The sequence below is a fragment of the Citrobacter sp. C6_1 genome, from assembly GCF_014596835.2.
Taxonomy (GTDB): Bacteria; Pseudomonadota; Gammaproteobacteria; order Enterobacterales; family Enterobacteriaceae; genus Citrobacter; species Citrobacter pasteurii.
Window position 1 is genome coordinate 4,250,196 of record NZ_CP115031.1, and the last position, 15,862, is coordinate 4,266,057.

Genomic DNA, 15,862 nt, shown 5'->3' on the forward strand with positions numbered 1-15,862 from the left:
TTTTATTTAGCCAAATCGTTTTATTTATAGATCTTCGGCTTTTATAATTACGTGTGGAAATAATTAAAATTAAAACAACCAGCTGATATTATTAAAATAAAATTTATCGTATGACTGCTGGCCTGATGCCTCTCACTTACTATGTTAAGTAAGAAAGATAAACAGAGTAGTTCAGTTTTAAAAAATGCCAGCTTAATTCCCCTACCAAATTTAAGGGGATCGCAAAGTATTCACTCACAATGACTTAGCTAGTCTGTAAGCCATGCTACCTATGAATATCGGGTGTTTCGCCTCACCTTATCTTAAATAACTAAACGTAGCAATTTCCCTTAAAAAATATTCCTTCTGGTTTTCATAGACGTGAAAGCAACCTGACGCTACAACAGATAGTTGGGCATAATTGGCCTGTAGCCCCGACAAAAGCAGGGATTTTATGTATAATTGCGGCCTTTTTCGGCAATCTGCCAATTTTGGGCGCTTTTGCCCCTGCTGACTTTTGAGGAAATCCACATGTCATTACCACACTGCCCACAATGCAACTCCGAATACACTTACGAAGATAACGGCATGTTCATCTGCCCGGAATGCGCTCACGAATGGAACGACGCTGAACCCGCTCAGGACAGCGACGAACTGATCGTTAAAGATGCTAACGGCAACCTGCTCGCCGATGGCGACAGCGTTACCGTAGTAAAAGATCTGAAGGTAAAAGGTAGCTCTTCCATGCTGAAGATCGGAACCAAAGTAAAAAACATTCGTCTGGTTGAAGGCGACCACAACATCGATTGCAAAATTGATGGCTTTGGCCCAATGAAGCTGAAATCTGAGTTTGTGAAAAAGAACTGATTTAACCTGCCTGATGGCGCTGCGCTTATCAGGCCTACACCAGTTCATTTGTCAGGCGGGAAGCCCATACTTCCCGCCTGGTTTATTTTTGCACACGGCATCTACACTTAACTGGTTTCTTTTACCTGAGGTAAAGATCATGCCGTTAAGTCCCTACATCTCCTTTGCAGGCAACTGCGCTGACGCCATCGCCTATTATCAACAGGCGTTAGGTGCCGAACTGCTCTACAAAATCAACTTCGGTGAAATGCCCAAATCGGCGCAGGACAGCGAAGAAGGTTGCCCTTCCGGAATGAAATTCCCCGATACCGCCATCGCCCACGCCAACCTGCGCGTTGCAGGCAGCGACATCATGATGAGTGATAGCGCCCCCGATGGAAATGCCCACTACTCTGGCTTTACGCTGGTGCTCGACACGCAAAACGTCGACGAAGGTAAACGCTGGTTTGATAACCTGGCAGCAAACGGAAAAATCGAAATGGACTGGCAGGAAACCTTCTGGGCCCACGGTTTCGGTAAAGTAAGCGACCAGTATGGCGTGCCGTGGATGATCAACGTCGTCAAACAGCAGCAGCCGCTATCCGAGTAATCCAACGGGAGGCAAGCCCTCCCGTACTGTCATCAAATATCGCTCAACTCTTCATCACTAAGTAACCTTCCTTTAACGAAAACGTCACATTAATCCGCCACGATGGGGCCACTTTTTTAGGGAGGCCGCAGCATGCAAACGGTTATTCGCGTCGAGAAACTCTCCAAATCCTTCAATCAACATCAGGCGCTTAATGCGGTTGATCTGAATATCTGTGCCGGTGAGATGGTGGCTCTGCTTGGGCCGTCCGGCTCCGGCAAATCCACCCTTTTACGTCATTTAAGCGGTTTGATCGTCGGTGATAAATCACCTGGTAGCCATGTCGAACTGCTGGGTCGCACCGTTCAACATGAAGGCCGCCTGGCGCGCGATATCCGCAAAAGCCGCGCCCACACCGGCTACATCTTCCAACAGTTCAATTTGGTGAACCGCCTGACGGTGCTGGAGAACGTCCTGATTGGCGCACTCGGCAGTACGCCGTTCTGGCGTACCTGTTTTAGCTGGTTTACCGCTGAGCAGAAACAGCGTGCATTGCAGGCGTTAACCCGCGTCGGCATGGCGCACTTTGCATACCAACGCGTTTCCACGCTTTCGGGCGGACAACAGCAGCGCGTCGCGATTGCCCGCGCGCTGATGCAGCAGGCCAAAGTGATCCTTGCCGATGAGCCGATTGCCTCACTGGATCCCGAATCCGCGCGCATCGTGATGGACACCCTGCGCGACATCAACCAGACCGACGGCATCACCGTGGTCGTCACGCTGCATCAGGTGGATTACGCCCTGCGCTACTGCGAACGCATTGTCGCGCTGCGCCAGGGCAACGTCTTCTTTGATGGCAGCAGCCAGCATTTTGACAACGACCGTTTTGACCATCTCTACCGCAGCATGAACCGCGTCGAACAGAACGCGCAGGCTGCATAGTTCTAAAAACCAGGCGTTATTGGCGCAGCCAGGCTGGAGACGGACAGCGCGGAAAAACCGGAGCGTACACGCAGTACGTGAGGATTTTGAGCACTGCCCGGATTCAGGCTGGCAAGTGAAATAGCCTGGAACAATGACTAATTAAGGAAACGACATGAGCTATAAGACAGTTGCCGCGCTGGCTTTCACCAGCATGTTTAGTCTCAGCACACTGCTCACCCCGGCCCATGCCGAAGAGCAAGAAAAAGCGCTGAACTTTGGCATTATTTCGACCGAATCACAGCAAAACCTGAAGCCGCAGTGGGAACCGTTCCTGAAGGACATGGAAAAATCGCTGGGCGTGAAAGTAAACGCCTTCTTCGCCCCGGACTACGCCGGGATCATCCAGGGCATGCGCTTTAACAAAGTCGATATCGCTTGGTACGGCAACCTCTCAGCAATGGAAGCGGTGGATCGCGCCAACGGACAAGTGTTTGCCCAGACCGTGGCCGCCGACGGATCCCCGGGTTACTGGAGCGTGTTGATCGTTAACAAAGACAGTCCGATCAACAACCTGAACGATCTGATCGCCAAACGTAAGGATCTGACCTTCGGCAACGGCGATCCCAACTCCACCTCTGGCTACCTCGTCCCCGGTTACTACGTCTTCGCCAAAAACAACATCTCCGCCAGCGACTTCAAACGCACCGTTAACGCCGGGCACGAAACTAACGCCCTGGCCGTCGCCAACAAACAGGTGGATGTGGCTACCAACAACACCGAAAACCTCGACAAGCTGAAAACCTCCGCACCGGACAAGCTGAAAGAGTTGAAGGTTATCTGGAAGTCACCGCTGATCCCGGGCGATCCGATCGTCTGGCGTAAGAACCTCTCTGAAGCCACCAAGGACAAGGTGTACGACTTCTTCATGAATTACGGCAAAACGCCGGAACAGAAAACCGTACTGGAACGCCTGGGATGGGCGCCGTTCCGTGCCTCCAGCGACTTACAACTGGTGCCGATTCGCCAACTGGCGCTGTTTAAAGAGATGCAGGGCGTGAAGGACAACAAAGGGCTGAACGAGGAAGAGAAAACCAGCAAAACCTCGGCGCTGAAAGCACAGCTCGACGACCTGGACCGTCTGACCGCCGCCCTGGGCGCCATGACCAGCGTCAGCAAAGCGGTGCAATAACCCTGATGCCCGGTGGCGCTTCGCTTACCGGGCCTACGATGTTTTGTAGGCCGGATAAGGCACCTGCGCCGCCATCCGGCAATAACCGATGCACGGAGCCAAATATGCAAACCATCACCGTTGCCCCGCCCAAGCGTAGCTGGTTCTCACTACTGAGCTGGGCCATTCTTCTCGCCGTGCTGGTGGTCTCGTGGAAAGGTGCCGAAATGGCCCCGCTCACGCTGATCGAGGATTCCGGCAATATGGCAACCTTCGCTGCCGACTTCTTCCCGCCGGATTTCAGCCAGTGGCAGGACTATCTCGGTGAAATGGCCGTCACCCTGCAAATCGCCGTCTGGGGCACTGCCCTCGCCGTGGTGCTGTCGATTCCCTTCGGCCTGATGTGCGCCGACAACCTCGTGCCGTGGTGGATTTACCAGCCGATGCGTCGCCTGATGGATGCCTGTCGCGCCATCAACGAAATGGTCTTCGCCATGCTGTTCGTGGTCGCCGTTGGTTTGGGTCCGTTCGCCGGGGTCATGGCGCTGTTTATCCATACCACCGGGGTGCTCTCCAAGCTGCTTTCCGAAGCGGTAGAAGCCATTGAACCCGGTCCGGTAGAAGGTATTCGCGCCACCGGAGCCAACAAAATTGAAGAGATTCTGTACGGCGTTCTGCCACAGGTCATGCCGCTGCTTATCTCCTACTCGCTGTATCGCTTTGAATCCAACGTTCGTTCCGCCACGGTAGTCGGTATGGTCGGCGCAGGCGGCATTGGCGTGACCTTATGGGAGGCGATTCGCGGCTTTCAGTTCCAGCAAACCTGCGCCCTGATGGTGTTAATCATCGTCACCGTCAGCCTGCTGGATTTCCTTTCCCAGCGTTTGCGTAAGCACTTTATCTGATTAGCGAGGCATTGATTGCTATGCACTTGTCTACACATCCGACCAGTTATCCAACGCGTTATCAGGAAATTGCCGCGAGACTTGAGCAGGAGCTTCGTCAACATTATCGCTGCGGTGACTATCTGCCCGCCGAGCATCAACTGGCCGCGCGTTTTGATGTTAACCGCCACACCCTGCGCCGCGCCATTGACCAACTGGTTGAGCGCGGCTGGGTTCAGCGTCGCCAGGGAGTCGGCGTGCTGGTGCTGATGCGCCCGTTCGATTACCCGCTTAATGCCCAGGCACGCTTTAGTCAGAACCTGCTGGACCAGGGCAGCCACCCCACCAGTGAAAAACTGCTGGCGGTGCTGCGTCCGGCCTCCAGCCACATTGCCGATGCGCTCAGCATTAACGAGGGCGATAACGTGATTCACCTGCGCACCCTGCGCCGGGTAAACGGCATCGCACTGTGTCAGATCGACCACTATTTTTCCGACCTCACGCTGTGGCCGCTGCTGCAGGGCTTTAACAGCGGCTCACTGCACGACTACCTGCGCGAACAATCCGGTCTGACGCTCCTGCGTACGCAGACGCGCATCAGCGCCCGCCGCGCTCAGGCCAAAGAGAGCAAGGTGCTGGAAATCCCCAACATGGCGCCGTTGCTGTGCGTGCGCACTCTGAACCACCGTGAAGGCGAAGAACAGGCGGCGGAATATTCCGTCAGCCTGACCCGCGCCGACATGATCGAATTCACCATGGAGCACTGAATGCATTTCGATACCGCCACTCGCCAGCGTTGGATGCGCGCGCTGGCTTACAGCCATGCCGAAGATCTGAACGCCCGCATCAACGCGCTCAAACTGACGCCGGACTATGAACTCATCCGCGCGCCGGAAAGCGGACTGATGCAGATCCAGGCCCGTATGGGCGGCACCGGTAATCGCTTCTTTGCTGGCGACACCACGCTTACCCGCGCGGTTATTCGCCTGAAAAGCGGGACGCTGGGCTACAGCTACCTGCTGGGTCGCAATAAACAACACGCCGAGCAGTGTGCGGTCATTGACGCATTGCTGCAGGAACAAACGCATTTCCAGAACCTAATGGAAACCTTAATTGCCCCGCTGGAAGCGGAACGCGAGGCGCTGATTAGCGCCCGCCGTGCCGAAGTCAACGCCAGCCGGGTCGACTTCTTCACGCTGGTACGCGGAGATAACGCATGACACGATCTACGGCACTTCTAGCCGCTTTTAATTTACCCGTTCAGGATGCTCAGCAGAGCTTTCGTCGTCTGCTGAAGGCCATGAGTGAACCGGGCGTCATCGTCGCCCTGCATCAGCTGAAACACGGCTGGCAGCCACTGGGTCTGGCAACCACCAGCGTGCTGCTGACCCTGGCCGACGGCGACACGCCGGTCTGGCTGGCGCCGTCGATGGATAACGATATCTCCCGGCAGAACCTGCGTTTTCACACCAGCGCGCCGCTGGTGGATCAGCCCCAGTTGGCTGCCTTTGCCGTCGCCGACGAACGTATCAGCAGCGAACAGCTAAACGCCCTCTCTGCCGGTTCCGCCGTCGCACCAGAAACCAGCGCCACGCTGATTGTGCAGGTTGCAGGCTTAAGCGGTGGACGCATGCTGCGTCTGACCGGGGCGGGTATCGCCGAAGAACGCATGATCGCGCCACAGCTGCCGGAATGCCTGATCCACGAGATCACCGAACGTCCGCACCCGTTCCCGCTGGGAGTCGATCTGATCCTTACCTGTGGCGAACGCCTGCTGGCCATCCCGCGAACCACTCATGTGGAGGTGTGCTGATGTACGTCGCCGTCAAAGGGGGCGAAAAGGCGATAGCCAACGCCCATGCACTGCAGGAAAACCGACGCCGGGGCGATGAGACCATTGCTGAACTGAGCGTGGCACAAATCGAACAGCAGATGAACCTGGCCGTCGACCGGGTGATGACCGAAGGCGGCATCGCCGATCGCGAACTGGCGGCACTGGCGCTCAAACAGGCCAGCGGCGATAACGTCGAGGCCATCTTTTTGCTCCGCGCTTACCGCACTACGCTGGCAAAGGTCGCTGTCAGCGAACCGGTTAACAGCGCAGAAATGCGCCTCGAACGGCGTATTTCCGCTGTCTATAAGGATATTCCCGGTGGGCAGTTGTTGGGTCCAACCTACGACTACACCCATCGTCTGCTGGATTTTACCCTGCTGGCGAACGGTGAAACGCCGCCGCTGCGCAGCGCTGAGAGCGAACAAGATGCCTCCCCGCACGTCTTTTCCCTGCTGACGAATCAGGGACTGGCAAAGCACGAAGAGGACGACGGCGCTCAACCCGATGACATCACCCGCACGCCGCCGGTTTACCCCTGTTCACGCGCTTCGCGCCTGCAGCAGTTGATGCGCGGCGACGAGGGATATCTGCTGGCGCTGGCCTACTCCACCCAGCGCGGCTACGGGCGCAATCATCCGTTTGCCGCCGAAATCCGCAGCGGCTATGCGGCACTGGAAACCGTCCCGGAAGAGCTGGGATTTGCGGTGAACATCGGCGAACTGTTGATGACTGAATGCGAAATGGTCAACGGTTTTGTCGCGCCAGAAAATGAATCCCCCCATTTTACCCGCGGCTACGGGCTGGTGTTTGGCATGAGCGAGCGCAAAGCAATGGCGATGGCGCTGGTGGACCGCGCCCTACAGGCAGCCGAATACGATGAAACGGTCACCGGACCGGCGCAGGACGAAGAGTTCGTGCTGGCGCATGCGGATAACGTCGAGGCGGCGGGTTTTGTTTCGCACCTCAAACTTCCCCATTACGTCGATTTCCAGGCCGAACTGGAACTGCTCAAACGCCTGCAACAGGAGGCCACCCGTGACCACTAACCTCTCCGGCTACAACTTTGCCTATCTTGATGAGCAGACCAAACGCATGATCCGCCGCGCAATTCTGAAAGCGGTGGCGATCCCCGGTTACCAGGTACCATTTGGCGGACGAGAAATGCCGATGCCCTACGGTTGGGGGACGGGCGGCATTCAGCTCACTGCCAGCGTGATTGGCGAGCCGGACGTACTGAAGGTGATTGACCAGGGCGCGGATGACACCACTAACGCCGTGTCGATTCGCAACTTCTTCAAACGCGTAACCGGGGTCAATACCACCGAGCGTACGGAAGACGCCACGCTGATCCAGACCCGCCATCGCATCCCGGAGACGCCGCTGGTGGAAGATCAAATCATTATCTTCCAGGTACCGATCCCCGAGCCGCTGCGCTTTATCGAACCGCGTGAAACGGAAACCCGCACCATGCACGCGCTGGAAGAGTACGGCATCATGCAGGTGAAACTGTATGAAGATATCGCCCGCTTCGGCCATATCGCCACCACTTATGCCTATCCGGTGAAGGTCAATGACCGCTACGTCATGGATCCGTCGCCCATCCCGAAATTCGACAACCCGAAGATGGACATGATGCCGGCCCTGCAACTGTTTGGCGCAGGCCGCGAAAAGCGCATCTATGCCGTGCCACCTTACACCCGCGTGGAAAGCCTCGATTTCGACGATCACCCGTTTACTGTGCAGAGCTGGGATGAGCCCTGTGCCATTTGTGGCTCAACCCACAGCTATCTCGATGAAGTGGTGCTCGATGACACCGGCAAACGCATGTTTGTCTGCTCCGACACCGACTACTGCCGCCAACAGAGCGAGGCCCTCAGCCAATGACGCAACCGCTGCTTTCAGTCAACAACCTGACCCATCTCTACGCGCCGGGCAAAGGCTTCAGCGATGTCTCTTTTGGCCTGTGGCCAGGCGAAGTGCTGGGTATCGTCGGCGAGTCCGGCTCCGGTAAAACCACGCTGTTGAAATCGATCTCATCACGGCTGACGCCGCAGTCTGGCGACATTTTGTATCAGAACCGTTCGCTGTACGGCATGAGCGAAGCCGACCGTCGTCGCCTGCTGCGCACCGAATGGGGCGTGGTGCATCAACACCCGATGGACGGTCTGCGCCGTCAGGTCTCCGCCGGCGGCAACATCGGCGAACGCCTGATGGCCACCGGCGCGCGTCATTACGGCGATATCCGCGCCACCGCACAGCGCTGGCTGGAGGCGGTGGAGATCACCGCCTCGCGTATCGATGACCTGCCGACCACCTTTTCCGGCGGTATGCAGCAACGTTTACAGATTGCCCGCAACCTCGTTACCCATCCCAAACTGGTATTTATGGACGAACCCACCGGTGGGCTGGACGTTTCCGTACAAGCCAAGCTGCTGGACCTGCTGCGCGGCCTGGTGGTGGAACTGGATCTGGCGGTGGTGATTGTCACCCACGATCTGGGCGTGGCGCGTCTGCTGGCAGACCGTTTGCTGGTGATGAAACAGGGTCAGGTGGTGGAAAGTGGGTTAACCGACCGCGTGCTCGACGACCCGCACCATCCGTACACCCAGTTGCTGGTGTCGTCCGTACTGCAGAACTGATTTTTTTGTTGTGCCCGATGGCTCTGCGCTTATCGGGCCTACCTGGATCGCACTTTTGTAGGCCGGATAAGGCGCAGCAGCCATCCGGCAAAAAATCTCGAGGCAAAAATGATTCGCGTTGAAAACGTCAGTAAAACTTTTGTCCTGCATCAGCAAAACGGCGTGCGTCTGCCGGTGCTGCAAAACGCCACGCTGGAAGTGAAAAATGGCGAATGCGTGGTGCTGCACGGTCATTCCGGCAGCGGTAAATCGACGCTGCTACGCTCGCTGTACGCCAACTACCTGCCGGATGAAGGACATATCCACATTCGCCACAGCGATGAATGGGTGGATCTGGTGCAGGCCCCGGCGCGCAAAGTGCTGGAAGTTCGCCGTTCAACCATCGGCTGGGTAAGCCAGTTTCTGCGCGTGATCCCACGGATTTCCGCGCTGGATGTGGTGATGCAACCGCTGCTGGATCTGGGCGTATCTCGTGAGGAATGTGCAGCCAAAGCCGCGAGCCTGCTCACCCGCCTGAATGTTCCTGAGCGCTTATGGCATCTCGCGCCATCAACCTTTTCCGGCGGCGAACAGCAACGCGTCAACATCGCCCGCGGATTCATCGTCGATTACCCCATTCTGCTGCTCGATGAGCCCACTGCCTCGCTGGACGCCAAAAACAGCGCCGCCGTCGTCGCATTGATTGAAGAAGCGAAAGCCCGCGGCGCGGCAATTGTCGGCATTTTTCACGATCAAACCGTGCGCGACCGCGTAGCGGATCGCCTGCACCTGATGGGAACAACAGCATGATTATCAACAATGTAAAGCTGGTGCTGGAAGATGACGTGGTGCAAGGATCGCTGGAAATTGAAGGCGGAACGATCCGCACTTTTGCCGAAAGCCAGAGCAGCTTGCCTGAAGCGCTGGACGGTGAAGGTGGCTGGCTGCTGCCTGGGCTTATTGAACTGCACACCGATAACCTCGACAAGTTCTTTACCCCACGCCCAAAAGTAGACTGGCCCGCCCACTCGGCGATGAGCAGCCACGATGCGTTAATGGTTGCCAGCGGTATTACCACCGTGCTGGACGCAGTGGCGATTGGCGATGTGCGCGACGGTGGCGACCGTCTGGAAAACCTGGAAAAAATGATCAATGCGGTGGAAGAGACGCAAAAGCGCGGGGTCAACCGTGCCGAACACCGCCTGCACTTGCGCTGTGAGCTACCGCATCACACCACCCTGCCGCTGTTTGAAAAGCTGGTTGGTCGTGAACCGGTGACGCTGGTGTCATTGATGGATCACTCGCCGGGTCAGCGTCAGTTCGCCAATCGTGAGAAGTACCGCGAGTATTATCAGGGCAAGTATTCACTCACCGACGAACAAATGTCCCGCTACGAAGAAGAACAGTTAGCGCTGGCTGCGCGTTGGTCGCAGCCTAACCGCACGGCCATTGCCCAGATGTGTCGCGAACGGCAGATTGCACTGGCGAGCCACGATGACGCCACCCACGATCATGTCCTTGAATCGCATCAACTTGGCAGCGTGATCGCCGAATTTCCCACGACTTTCGAAGCCGCCGAAGCCTCACGCCGGCATGGCATGAACGTGCTAATGGGCGCGCCAAATATCGTGCGAGGCGGTTCGCACTCCGGCAACGTAGCAGCCCATAAGCTGGCCGAACTGGGGCTGCTGGATATCCTCTCTTCTGATTACTACCCCGCCAGCCTGCTCGATGCAGCATTTCGTGTGGCAGATGACGACGCCAACCACTTTACGCTGCCACAGGCCATTCGTCTGGTGACCCGCAATCCGGCGCGGGCGTTGAATCTTGACGACCGTGGCGTGGTTGCCGAAGGAAAACGCGCGGATCTGGTGCTGGCACACCGCAAAGGCGGAAACATCCATATCGACCACGTCTGGCGTCAGGGCAAAAGGGTATTCTGACTATGGGTAAACTGATCTGGCTGATGGGGCCGTCCGGCTCCGGTAAGGACAGTCTGCTGGCAGAATTGCGCCAGCAGGAACCGGCGCAACTGCTGGTGGCGCATCGCTACATCACCCGGGCGGCCAATGCCGGGAATGAAAATCATATTGCGCTAAGTGAACCAGAGTTTTTTACCCGCGCCGGGCAGAACCTGCTGGCGCTGAGCTGGCATGCCAACGGTCTGTACTACGGCGTCGGCGTGGAGATTGACCTCTGGCTGCATGCTGGTTTTGATGTGGTGGTCAACGGTTCACGCGCCCATCTGCCGCAGGCGCAATCACGCTATGGCACGGCTTTAATGCCTATCTGCTTACAGGTTTCTCCGGCAATTTTACGCCAACGCCTGCAGTCACGCGGACGGGAGAGCGAAACGGAAATCGCCGCCCGCCTTGAACGCGCAGCGCGCTATGCGCCGTATGACTGCCACGTCCTGAATAACGATGGTAGTTTGCTACAGTCTGTCGATACACTGCTCGCACTGATGGGACGCAAGGAGAAGAAACATGTCTGTCTGTGAATTACGCCGCGCCACGCTGTACGATACCGATGCGGTTTATGCGCTCATCTGCGAGTTGAAGCAGGGTCAATTTGACCTGCAGGCTTTTAGCGCTGGTTACGCCGCTAATCTGCAAGATGCCAATATGCACTACCAGCTGGCGCTGCTCGACGGACAGGTCATCGGATTGATCGGTCTGCATTTGCAGTTTCATCTGCACCACGCTAACTGGATTGGTGAGATTCAGGAACTGGTAGTGATGCCACAGGCGCGGGGGTTAAAGGTAGGCCACCAGTTGCTGGCCTGGGCCGAAGCCACCGCGCGCGAAGCGGGCGCGGAAATGACCGAACTTTCCACCAGCACGCAGCGCCTTGATGCGCATCGTTTTTACCGCCGCGAAGGTTATACGCAGAGCCATTTTCGCTTTACCAAGCCGTTGTAGGGGGATGCGATGAGTCTGACCATTACGCTTACAGGAACCGGCGGCGCACAGTTGGTACCGGCTTTTGGCTGCAACTGTGCCGCCTGCCAACGAGCACGTTTACAGGCGCAATACCGCCGACGCCCCTGCAGTGGCGTGGTCAAATTCAATAATGCGGTGACGCTGCTGGACGCAGGGATCCCCCATCTGATGGACGACTGGCCGGTAGGCAGTTTCCAGCAGTTCCTGCTCACTCACTATCATATGGATCATGTACAGGGACTGTTTCCGCTGCGCTGGGGGGTGGGAAAAACGATCCCGGTGTACGGCCCACCGGATGAACTGGGCTGCGACGATCTGTTTAAGCACCCCGGTATTCTCGATTTTAGCCAGACCGTCGCGCCGTTTGAGGTGTTCGATTTGCAGGGGTTGCAGGTGACTCCTTTACCACTCAACCATTCTAAGCTGACGTTCGGCTATCTACTGGAGACCGCGCACAGCCGCGTGGCATGGCTCTCTGATACTGCCGGACTGCCCGACAAAACGCTGAAGTTTCTCCACAATAACCAACCTCAAGTGATTATCATCGACTGCAGCCATGCCCCGCGCAGCGAGCCACCGCGCAATCACTGCGATCTGCATACCGTTATCGCCTTGAACGAGGTTATCCGTTGCCCACGGGTGATCCTGACCCATATCAGCCACCAGTTCGACCTGTGGATGATGGATAACCCGCTACCCGCAGGGTTTGAGGCAGGATATGACGGAATGGAGATTATGCTGGAGTAATTTCCCGGACAATAAGACTTGTTAACAGGTCTCTTAAATCCTATATTAAGACCAGTTAAATGGTCTTCAGGAGCGATTATGCCGCATATTATTTTAAGCGATACCACCGCGAGCGTGAGTGAGCTGAAAAAGAACCCGATGGCGACTGTGAGCGCAGGAGATGGGTTTCCGGTCGCAATCCTGAACCGTAACCAGCCCGCCTTTTATTGCGTGCCAGCGGAGCTTTACGAAAAAATGCTTGATGCACTGGACGATCAGCAACTGGTTAAATTAGTCCATGAACGTAGCCAACAACCCCTGGTGGATGTGGATCTGGACAGCTTTTTATGAGTTATACGGTAAAGTTCAGGGAAGATGCGCTGAAAGAATGGCAAAAACTTGATACAGCCATTCAGCAGCAGTTTGCCAAAAAACTAAAGAAATGCTGTGAAAACCCGCATGTCCCCTCAGCAAAGCTCAGGGGAATAAAGGATTGCTACAAAATCAAACTACGAACATCAGGGTTTCGTCTTGTTTATCAAGTTATTGACGACACTCTGGTCATCGCTGTCGTTGCCGTCGGTAAACGCGAGCGCAGTGAAGTCTATAACCTTGCCAGCGAAAGATTGCGCTAACGGTCGTAATCTTCTTCCATTCTGCGCTCTTCATCTTCTAACTGACGCCGTTCCCGATCGAGCTGGCGCTGACGCTCATCCAGTTGTCGACGCCGGTCTTCAAACTGACGTCGCCGGTCATCATACTGCCTGCGCCGATCGTCACTCATCTGGCGCTGCCAGCCACTGTCGCGGGCGTTGTCGTAATCCCGCCCGTTATCGGGTTTGTATGCGTCGTTAATCGCCTGCTGAATATTGCCGATGGCGTCATCGATAATATCGGCCTGCGCCGAAACAGTGGTCACCATTAGCAGACTGAAAAGAAAGAATGTCAGGGAGCGTTGCATCAAACCCGCCTCATCAAGAAACTCACCCCACGGTAATCAAAGCGTATTCGCGCGGGTAGCGGAGGAATCTCAATTACACGAATGCCGCAGCGCCTGCGCCAGCTCTCCTCGGGTAAAAGGTTTACGCAGCAGCGCCACATCCGGCAGCGCCGGATTATGCGCCGGACGTAAATCCTGGCCGCTAATCAGCAGAATATTCAGCTGGGGATAATGCTTCAGGGCATGATTGACCACATCCGCGCCACTCAATCCGTCTGGCAACATTAAGTCACTGACAAGAATATCAATCTCTGCTGAAGCCGCCAGCATATGCAGCGCCTGCTCGCCGTTGGCGGCCTCCAGCGTCAGATAACCCAGCAGATGCAACTGCTCACACAGCGTCTGGCGCACGTCGGCCTCATCTTCGAGCACCAGTACCAGCTTTTCACTGCTGTTCGCCGCATGTTCCGCTATCGGTTGTGCCTGAATCTGAACCGACACAACGGCACGGGGAAGCTGTAACCGGACCGTGGTTCCCTGCCCCGGCGCGCTCTCAATTTCCACTCGACCACCGGACTGGCGCACAAAACCGTACACCATCGACAATCCCAGACCGCTGCCGCTGCCGGTCTGTTTGGTGGTGAAGAACGGTTCGAAGACCTGAGCTTTCACTTCCTGCGACATCCCACTTCCCTGGTCGGCTACCTCCAGCATCACCATATCCTGCTTGCGCCCATCGCTGCGCGTAACCCGTTGATTCCATGTACGGATTTTTATCGTACCCGCCTGCCCGTCCATGGCATCACGGGCATTCATCACCAGATTGATAATGGCGTTTTCCAGTTGGCTGACGTCAATCCACGCCGGCCAGGCCGGAGACTGGGCTTCAATTTCCAGCGTCAGCGTGGACGGGAGCGAATGGCGCATCAGTTCGCCCAGGTTTTCCAGCAATGTTTTCAGCTCCACGGCATGTGGATGCAAAGACTGTTTGCGCGAGAAAGCCAGCAGCCGCTGGGTCAGCAGCGCCCCGCGCTCGGCGGCTTTCAGCGCCCGATTGATCCGTGGCGCGTCGGGAGAATTAGGATCCACCAAATCCAGGCTGCCGATAATCACCGCCAGCAGGTTATTGAAATCATGCGCTAATCCGCCCGTCAGCTGTCCTACCGCCTTCAGCTTTTGGCTGTGCAACAGCGCTTCCTCCAGCCCCTGACGCTCGGTGCGGTCGATTTCCATCTGCGTGGTTTTTTCTTTCAGCAGCCGGGTGGTGTGCTCCAACGACGCCGTATTACGGGCAAAGACGCTAAAAGCACGCGCCAGCTCGCCCAGCTCATCGCGCCGTTGCAGAGCCGGGACGCTGACGTCTGATTCACCGTGCGCCAGCCGGCTCATCGCCCGCGAAATGGCCGTCAGGTTAGAACCGAGATTGCGGTAGATATACCACCCGGCAAAACCGGTGATCACCACCGCCAGTAGCGCAAACGCCAAAATAAACAACGCGCCGGATTGCAGTTCCCGATGACTTTGCGCCACCCGCTGTTCGGAGATTATCGCCACCTGCGAGACATACTGGTTGATATCGCTGTTGAGGATCGCCACCAACGCTTTGATGTGGAACATATACCAGTTGATCGCCAGATCGCTTTGTTCCAGTGCGGCAGAAAGCGGCTCCAGCTTATGCAGTTCCTGATTGAAATCATTGAGAATACGGCTAATCAGCAGGTTACTGGCTTGCAGAGGCAGCGCGAGCATCACCTCGTCCAGTTGTTTGACCACCGATCGCGGTGTAGGTGTTTCAATAGCGGCGATAATTAAACGATCCATCTGATCCAGCTGCGCGTCATCCTGTGCGTCAGTCAACTTTTGCAGATGGCGTAAGTAGCTTTGATTCTGGTACAGCGAACTGAGTAGCGCGTTGCGCTCCAGATGCCGCCGCTGTCCGCGCTGCAACATACCTTCCACACTGCTTTGCAGCTCATTGCTGCGTTGAATAATACGCTCAACCAGCACCGGCTCCTGCTGCGCCAGCGGCGCAGCGGCCAGTTGTTCCAGCGACTGCTTCAGCGACCGCTGCGTCTCCTGCAGCCGCTCCGCTTCACCTTTGTATTCCAGCGCCCCCACCACCTGCGACAGCCGCACCGCCGCCGTCGCGACGTTTGCCGTATCGCGCGCCAGGTTCATGCTGCCGGTCATGTCGTCAACGGTTTGCTGCTGCACCTGCTCCTGGATCTGGCTGGCATGCTTAAACCCCAGCACCGCCACACCACTCACCATCAGCGTGACCGCCACCACCAGCAGATTAAAGAACAGTAATCGTCCACGCGCACTGGCGAAAAAGTGACGTCCCGGTTGCGGCATATCACGCTCCGTGAAGAAAAATCGCAATATGACAAATATGAACGGCTTCTGACATTT

At 56.4% G+C, this 15,862-nt stretch carries 20 protein-coding genes; 18 read left to right on the forward strand and 2 right to left on the reverse strand.

Annotation, left to right across the window (positions count from 1 at the left end; all coding sequences use genetic code 11):
• Positions 1-510 precede the first annotated feature (510 nt).
• The 18 genes from IB196_RS20350 (at position 511) to IB196_RS20435 (ending at position 13,145) form a co-directional block, all read left to right on the forward strand.
• A complete protein-coding gene (locus IB196_RS20350; RefSeq protein WP_003031835.1) occupies positions 511-846 on the forward strand; it encodes a zinc ribbon domain-containing protein YjdM in 336 nt (111 codons plus the stop codon).
• Positions 847-985: 139 nt separating this feature from the next.
• On the forward strand, positions 986-1,435 hold the full coding sequence (gene yjdN / locus IB196_RS20355; protein ID WP_005132515.1) for a VOC family metalloprotein YjdN: 450 nt from the start codon (positions 986-988) through the stop codon (positions 1,433-1,435).
• A 132-nt stretch (positions 1,436-1,567) separates the two neighbouring features.
• A complete protein-coding gene (phnC, locus tag IB196_RS20360; RefSeq protein WP_005132516.1) occupies positions 1,568-2,356 on the forward strand; it encodes a phosphonate ABC transporter ATP-binding protein in 789 nt (262 codons plus the stop codon).
• A 154-nt stretch (positions 2,357-2,510) separates the two neighbouring features.
• The gene (gene phnD, locus IB196_RS20365) at positions 2,511-3,527 is read left to right on the forward strand and encodes a phosphonate ABC transporter substrate-binding protein (RefSeq protein ID WP_005132518.1); all 1,017 of its coding nucleotides are present in this window, start codon (positions 2,511-2,513) and stop codon (positions 3,525-3,527) included.
• 104 nt (positions 3,528-3,631) lie between these two features.
• Positions 3,632-4,411: a phosphonate ABC transporter, permease protein PhnE gene (phnE, locus tag IB196_RS20370; RefSeq protein WP_003841119.1), complete on the forward strand. Its 780-nt coding sequence runs from the start codon at positions 3,632-3,634 to the stop codon at positions 4,409-4,411.
• Positions 4,412-4,431: 20 nt separating this feature from the next.
• Complete coding sequence (gene phnF, locus IB196_RS20375; protein ID WP_005132524.1) at positions 4,432-5,157, forward strand: phosphonate metabolism transcriptional regulator PhnF; 726 nt, start codon at positions 4,432-4,434, stop codon at positions 5,155-5,157.
• Positions 5,158-5,610 (forward strand): phosphonate C-P lyase system protein PhnG, encoded by a 453-nt coding sequence (gene phnG / locus IB196_RS20380; RefSeq protein WP_182289470.1) that lies wholly within the window; start codon positions 5,158-5,160, stop codon positions 5,608-5,610.
• A complete protein-coding gene (gene phnH, locus IB196_RS20385; RefSeq protein WP_188232256.1) occupies positions 5,607-6,203 on the forward strand; it encodes a phosphonate C-P lyase system protein PhnH in 597 nt (198 codons plus the stop codon). The genes phnG and phnH overlap by 4 nt, the downstream gene beginning before the upstream one ends.
• A complete protein-coding gene (locus tag IB196_RS20390) occupies positions 6,203-7,270 on the forward strand; it encodes a carbon-phosphorus lyase complex subunit PhnI (RefSeq protein ID WP_188232257.1) in 1,068 nt (355 codons plus the stop codon). The genes phnH and IB196_RS20390 overlap by 1 nt, the downstream gene beginning before the upstream one ends.
• A gap of 46 nt (positions 7,271-7,316) precedes the next feature.
• On the forward strand, positions 7,317-8,108 hold the full coding sequence (phnJ, locus tag IB196_RS20395) for an alpha-D-ribose 1-methylphosphonate 5-phosphate C-P-lyase PhnJ (protein ID WP_230586357.1): 792 nt from the start codon (positions 7,317-7,319) through the stop codon (positions 8,106-8,108).
• Positions 8,105-8,863 (forward strand): phosphonate C-P lyase system protein PhnK, encoded by a 759-nt coding sequence (gene phnK, locus IB196_RS20400; RefSeq protein WP_188232258.1) that lies wholly within the window; start codon positions 8,105-8,107, stop codon positions 8,861-8,863. Before phnJ ends, phnK begins: the two co-directional genes overlap by 4 nt.
• Positions 8,864-8,971: 108 nt before the next feature.
• Positions 8,972-9,652, forward strand: coding sequence for a phosphonate C-P lyase system protein PhnL (gene phnL, locus IB196_RS20405; RefSeq protein ID WP_149692409.1), 681 nt, complete (start codon positions 8,972-8,974; stop codon positions 9,650-9,652).
• The gene (gene phnM, locus IB196_RS20410; protein WP_188232259.1) at positions 9,649-10,785 is read left to right on the forward strand and encodes an alpha-D-ribose 1-methylphosphonate 5-triphosphate diphosphatase; all 1,137 of its coding nucleotides are present in this window, start codon (positions 9,649-9,651) and stop codon (positions 10,783-10,785) included. Before phnL ends, phnM begins: the two co-directional genes overlap by 4 nt.
• Before the next feature lie 2 nt (positions 10,786-10,787).
• A complete protein-coding gene (phnN, locus tag IB196_RS20415) occupies positions 10,788-11,342 on the forward strand; it encodes a ribose 1,5-bisphosphokinase (protein ID WP_005132540.1) in 555 nt (184 codons plus the stop codon).
• The gene (gene phnO, locus IB196_RS20420; protein WP_149692410.1) at positions 11,329-11,763 is read left to right on the forward strand and encodes an aminoalkylphosphonate N-acetyltransferase; all 435 of its coding nucleotides are present in this window, start codon (positions 11,329-11,331) and stop codon (positions 11,761-11,763) included. Before phnN ends, phnO begins: the two co-directional genes overlap by 14 nt.
• Positions 11,764-11,772: 9 nt before the next feature.
• Positions 11,773-12,531 carry a phosphonate metabolism protein PhnP gene (gene phnP / locus IB196_RS20425; protein WP_182289475.1) on the forward strand — a complete coding sequence of 253 codons (759 nt, stop codon included), beginning with the start codon at positions 11,773-11,775 and terminating at the stop codon, positions 12,529-12,531.
• A 78-nt stretch (positions 12,532-12,609) separates the two neighbouring features.
• A complete protein-coding gene (locus IB196_RS20430; protein WP_087879465.1) occupies positions 12,610-12,861 on the forward strand; it encodes an antitoxin in 252 nt (83 codons plus the stop codon).
• Complete coding sequence (locus tag IB196_RS20435) at positions 12,858-13,145, forward strand: type II toxin-antitoxin system RelE/ParE family toxin (protein ID WP_005132544.1); 288 nt, start codon at positions 12,858-12,860, stop codon at positions 13,143-13,145. The genes IB196_RS20430 and IB196_RS20435 overlap by 4 nt, the downstream gene beginning before the upstream one ends.
• Here the strand turns inward: IB196_RS20435 and yjdP are convergent.
• Both yjdP and IB196_RS20445 read right to left on the reverse strand, forming a co-directional pair.
• Positions 13,142-13,471, reverse strand: a complete 330-nt coding sequence (gene yjdP, locus IB196_RS20440; protein ID WP_182289477.1) for a DDRRRQL repeat protein YjdP — start codon at positions 13,469-13,471, stop codon at positions 13,142-13,144. The two genes, IB196_RS20435 and yjdP, sit on opposite strands and share 4 nt — an antisense overlap.
• Before the next feature lie 69 nt (positions 13,472-13,540).
• Positions 13,541-15,805, reverse strand: a complete 2,265-nt coding sequence (locus tag IB196_RS20445) for a hybrid sensor histidine kinase/response regulator (protein ID WP_188232260.1) — start codon at positions 15,803-15,805, stop codon at positions 13,541-13,543.
• Between the last annotated feature and the right edge of the window lie 57 nt (positions 15,806-15,862).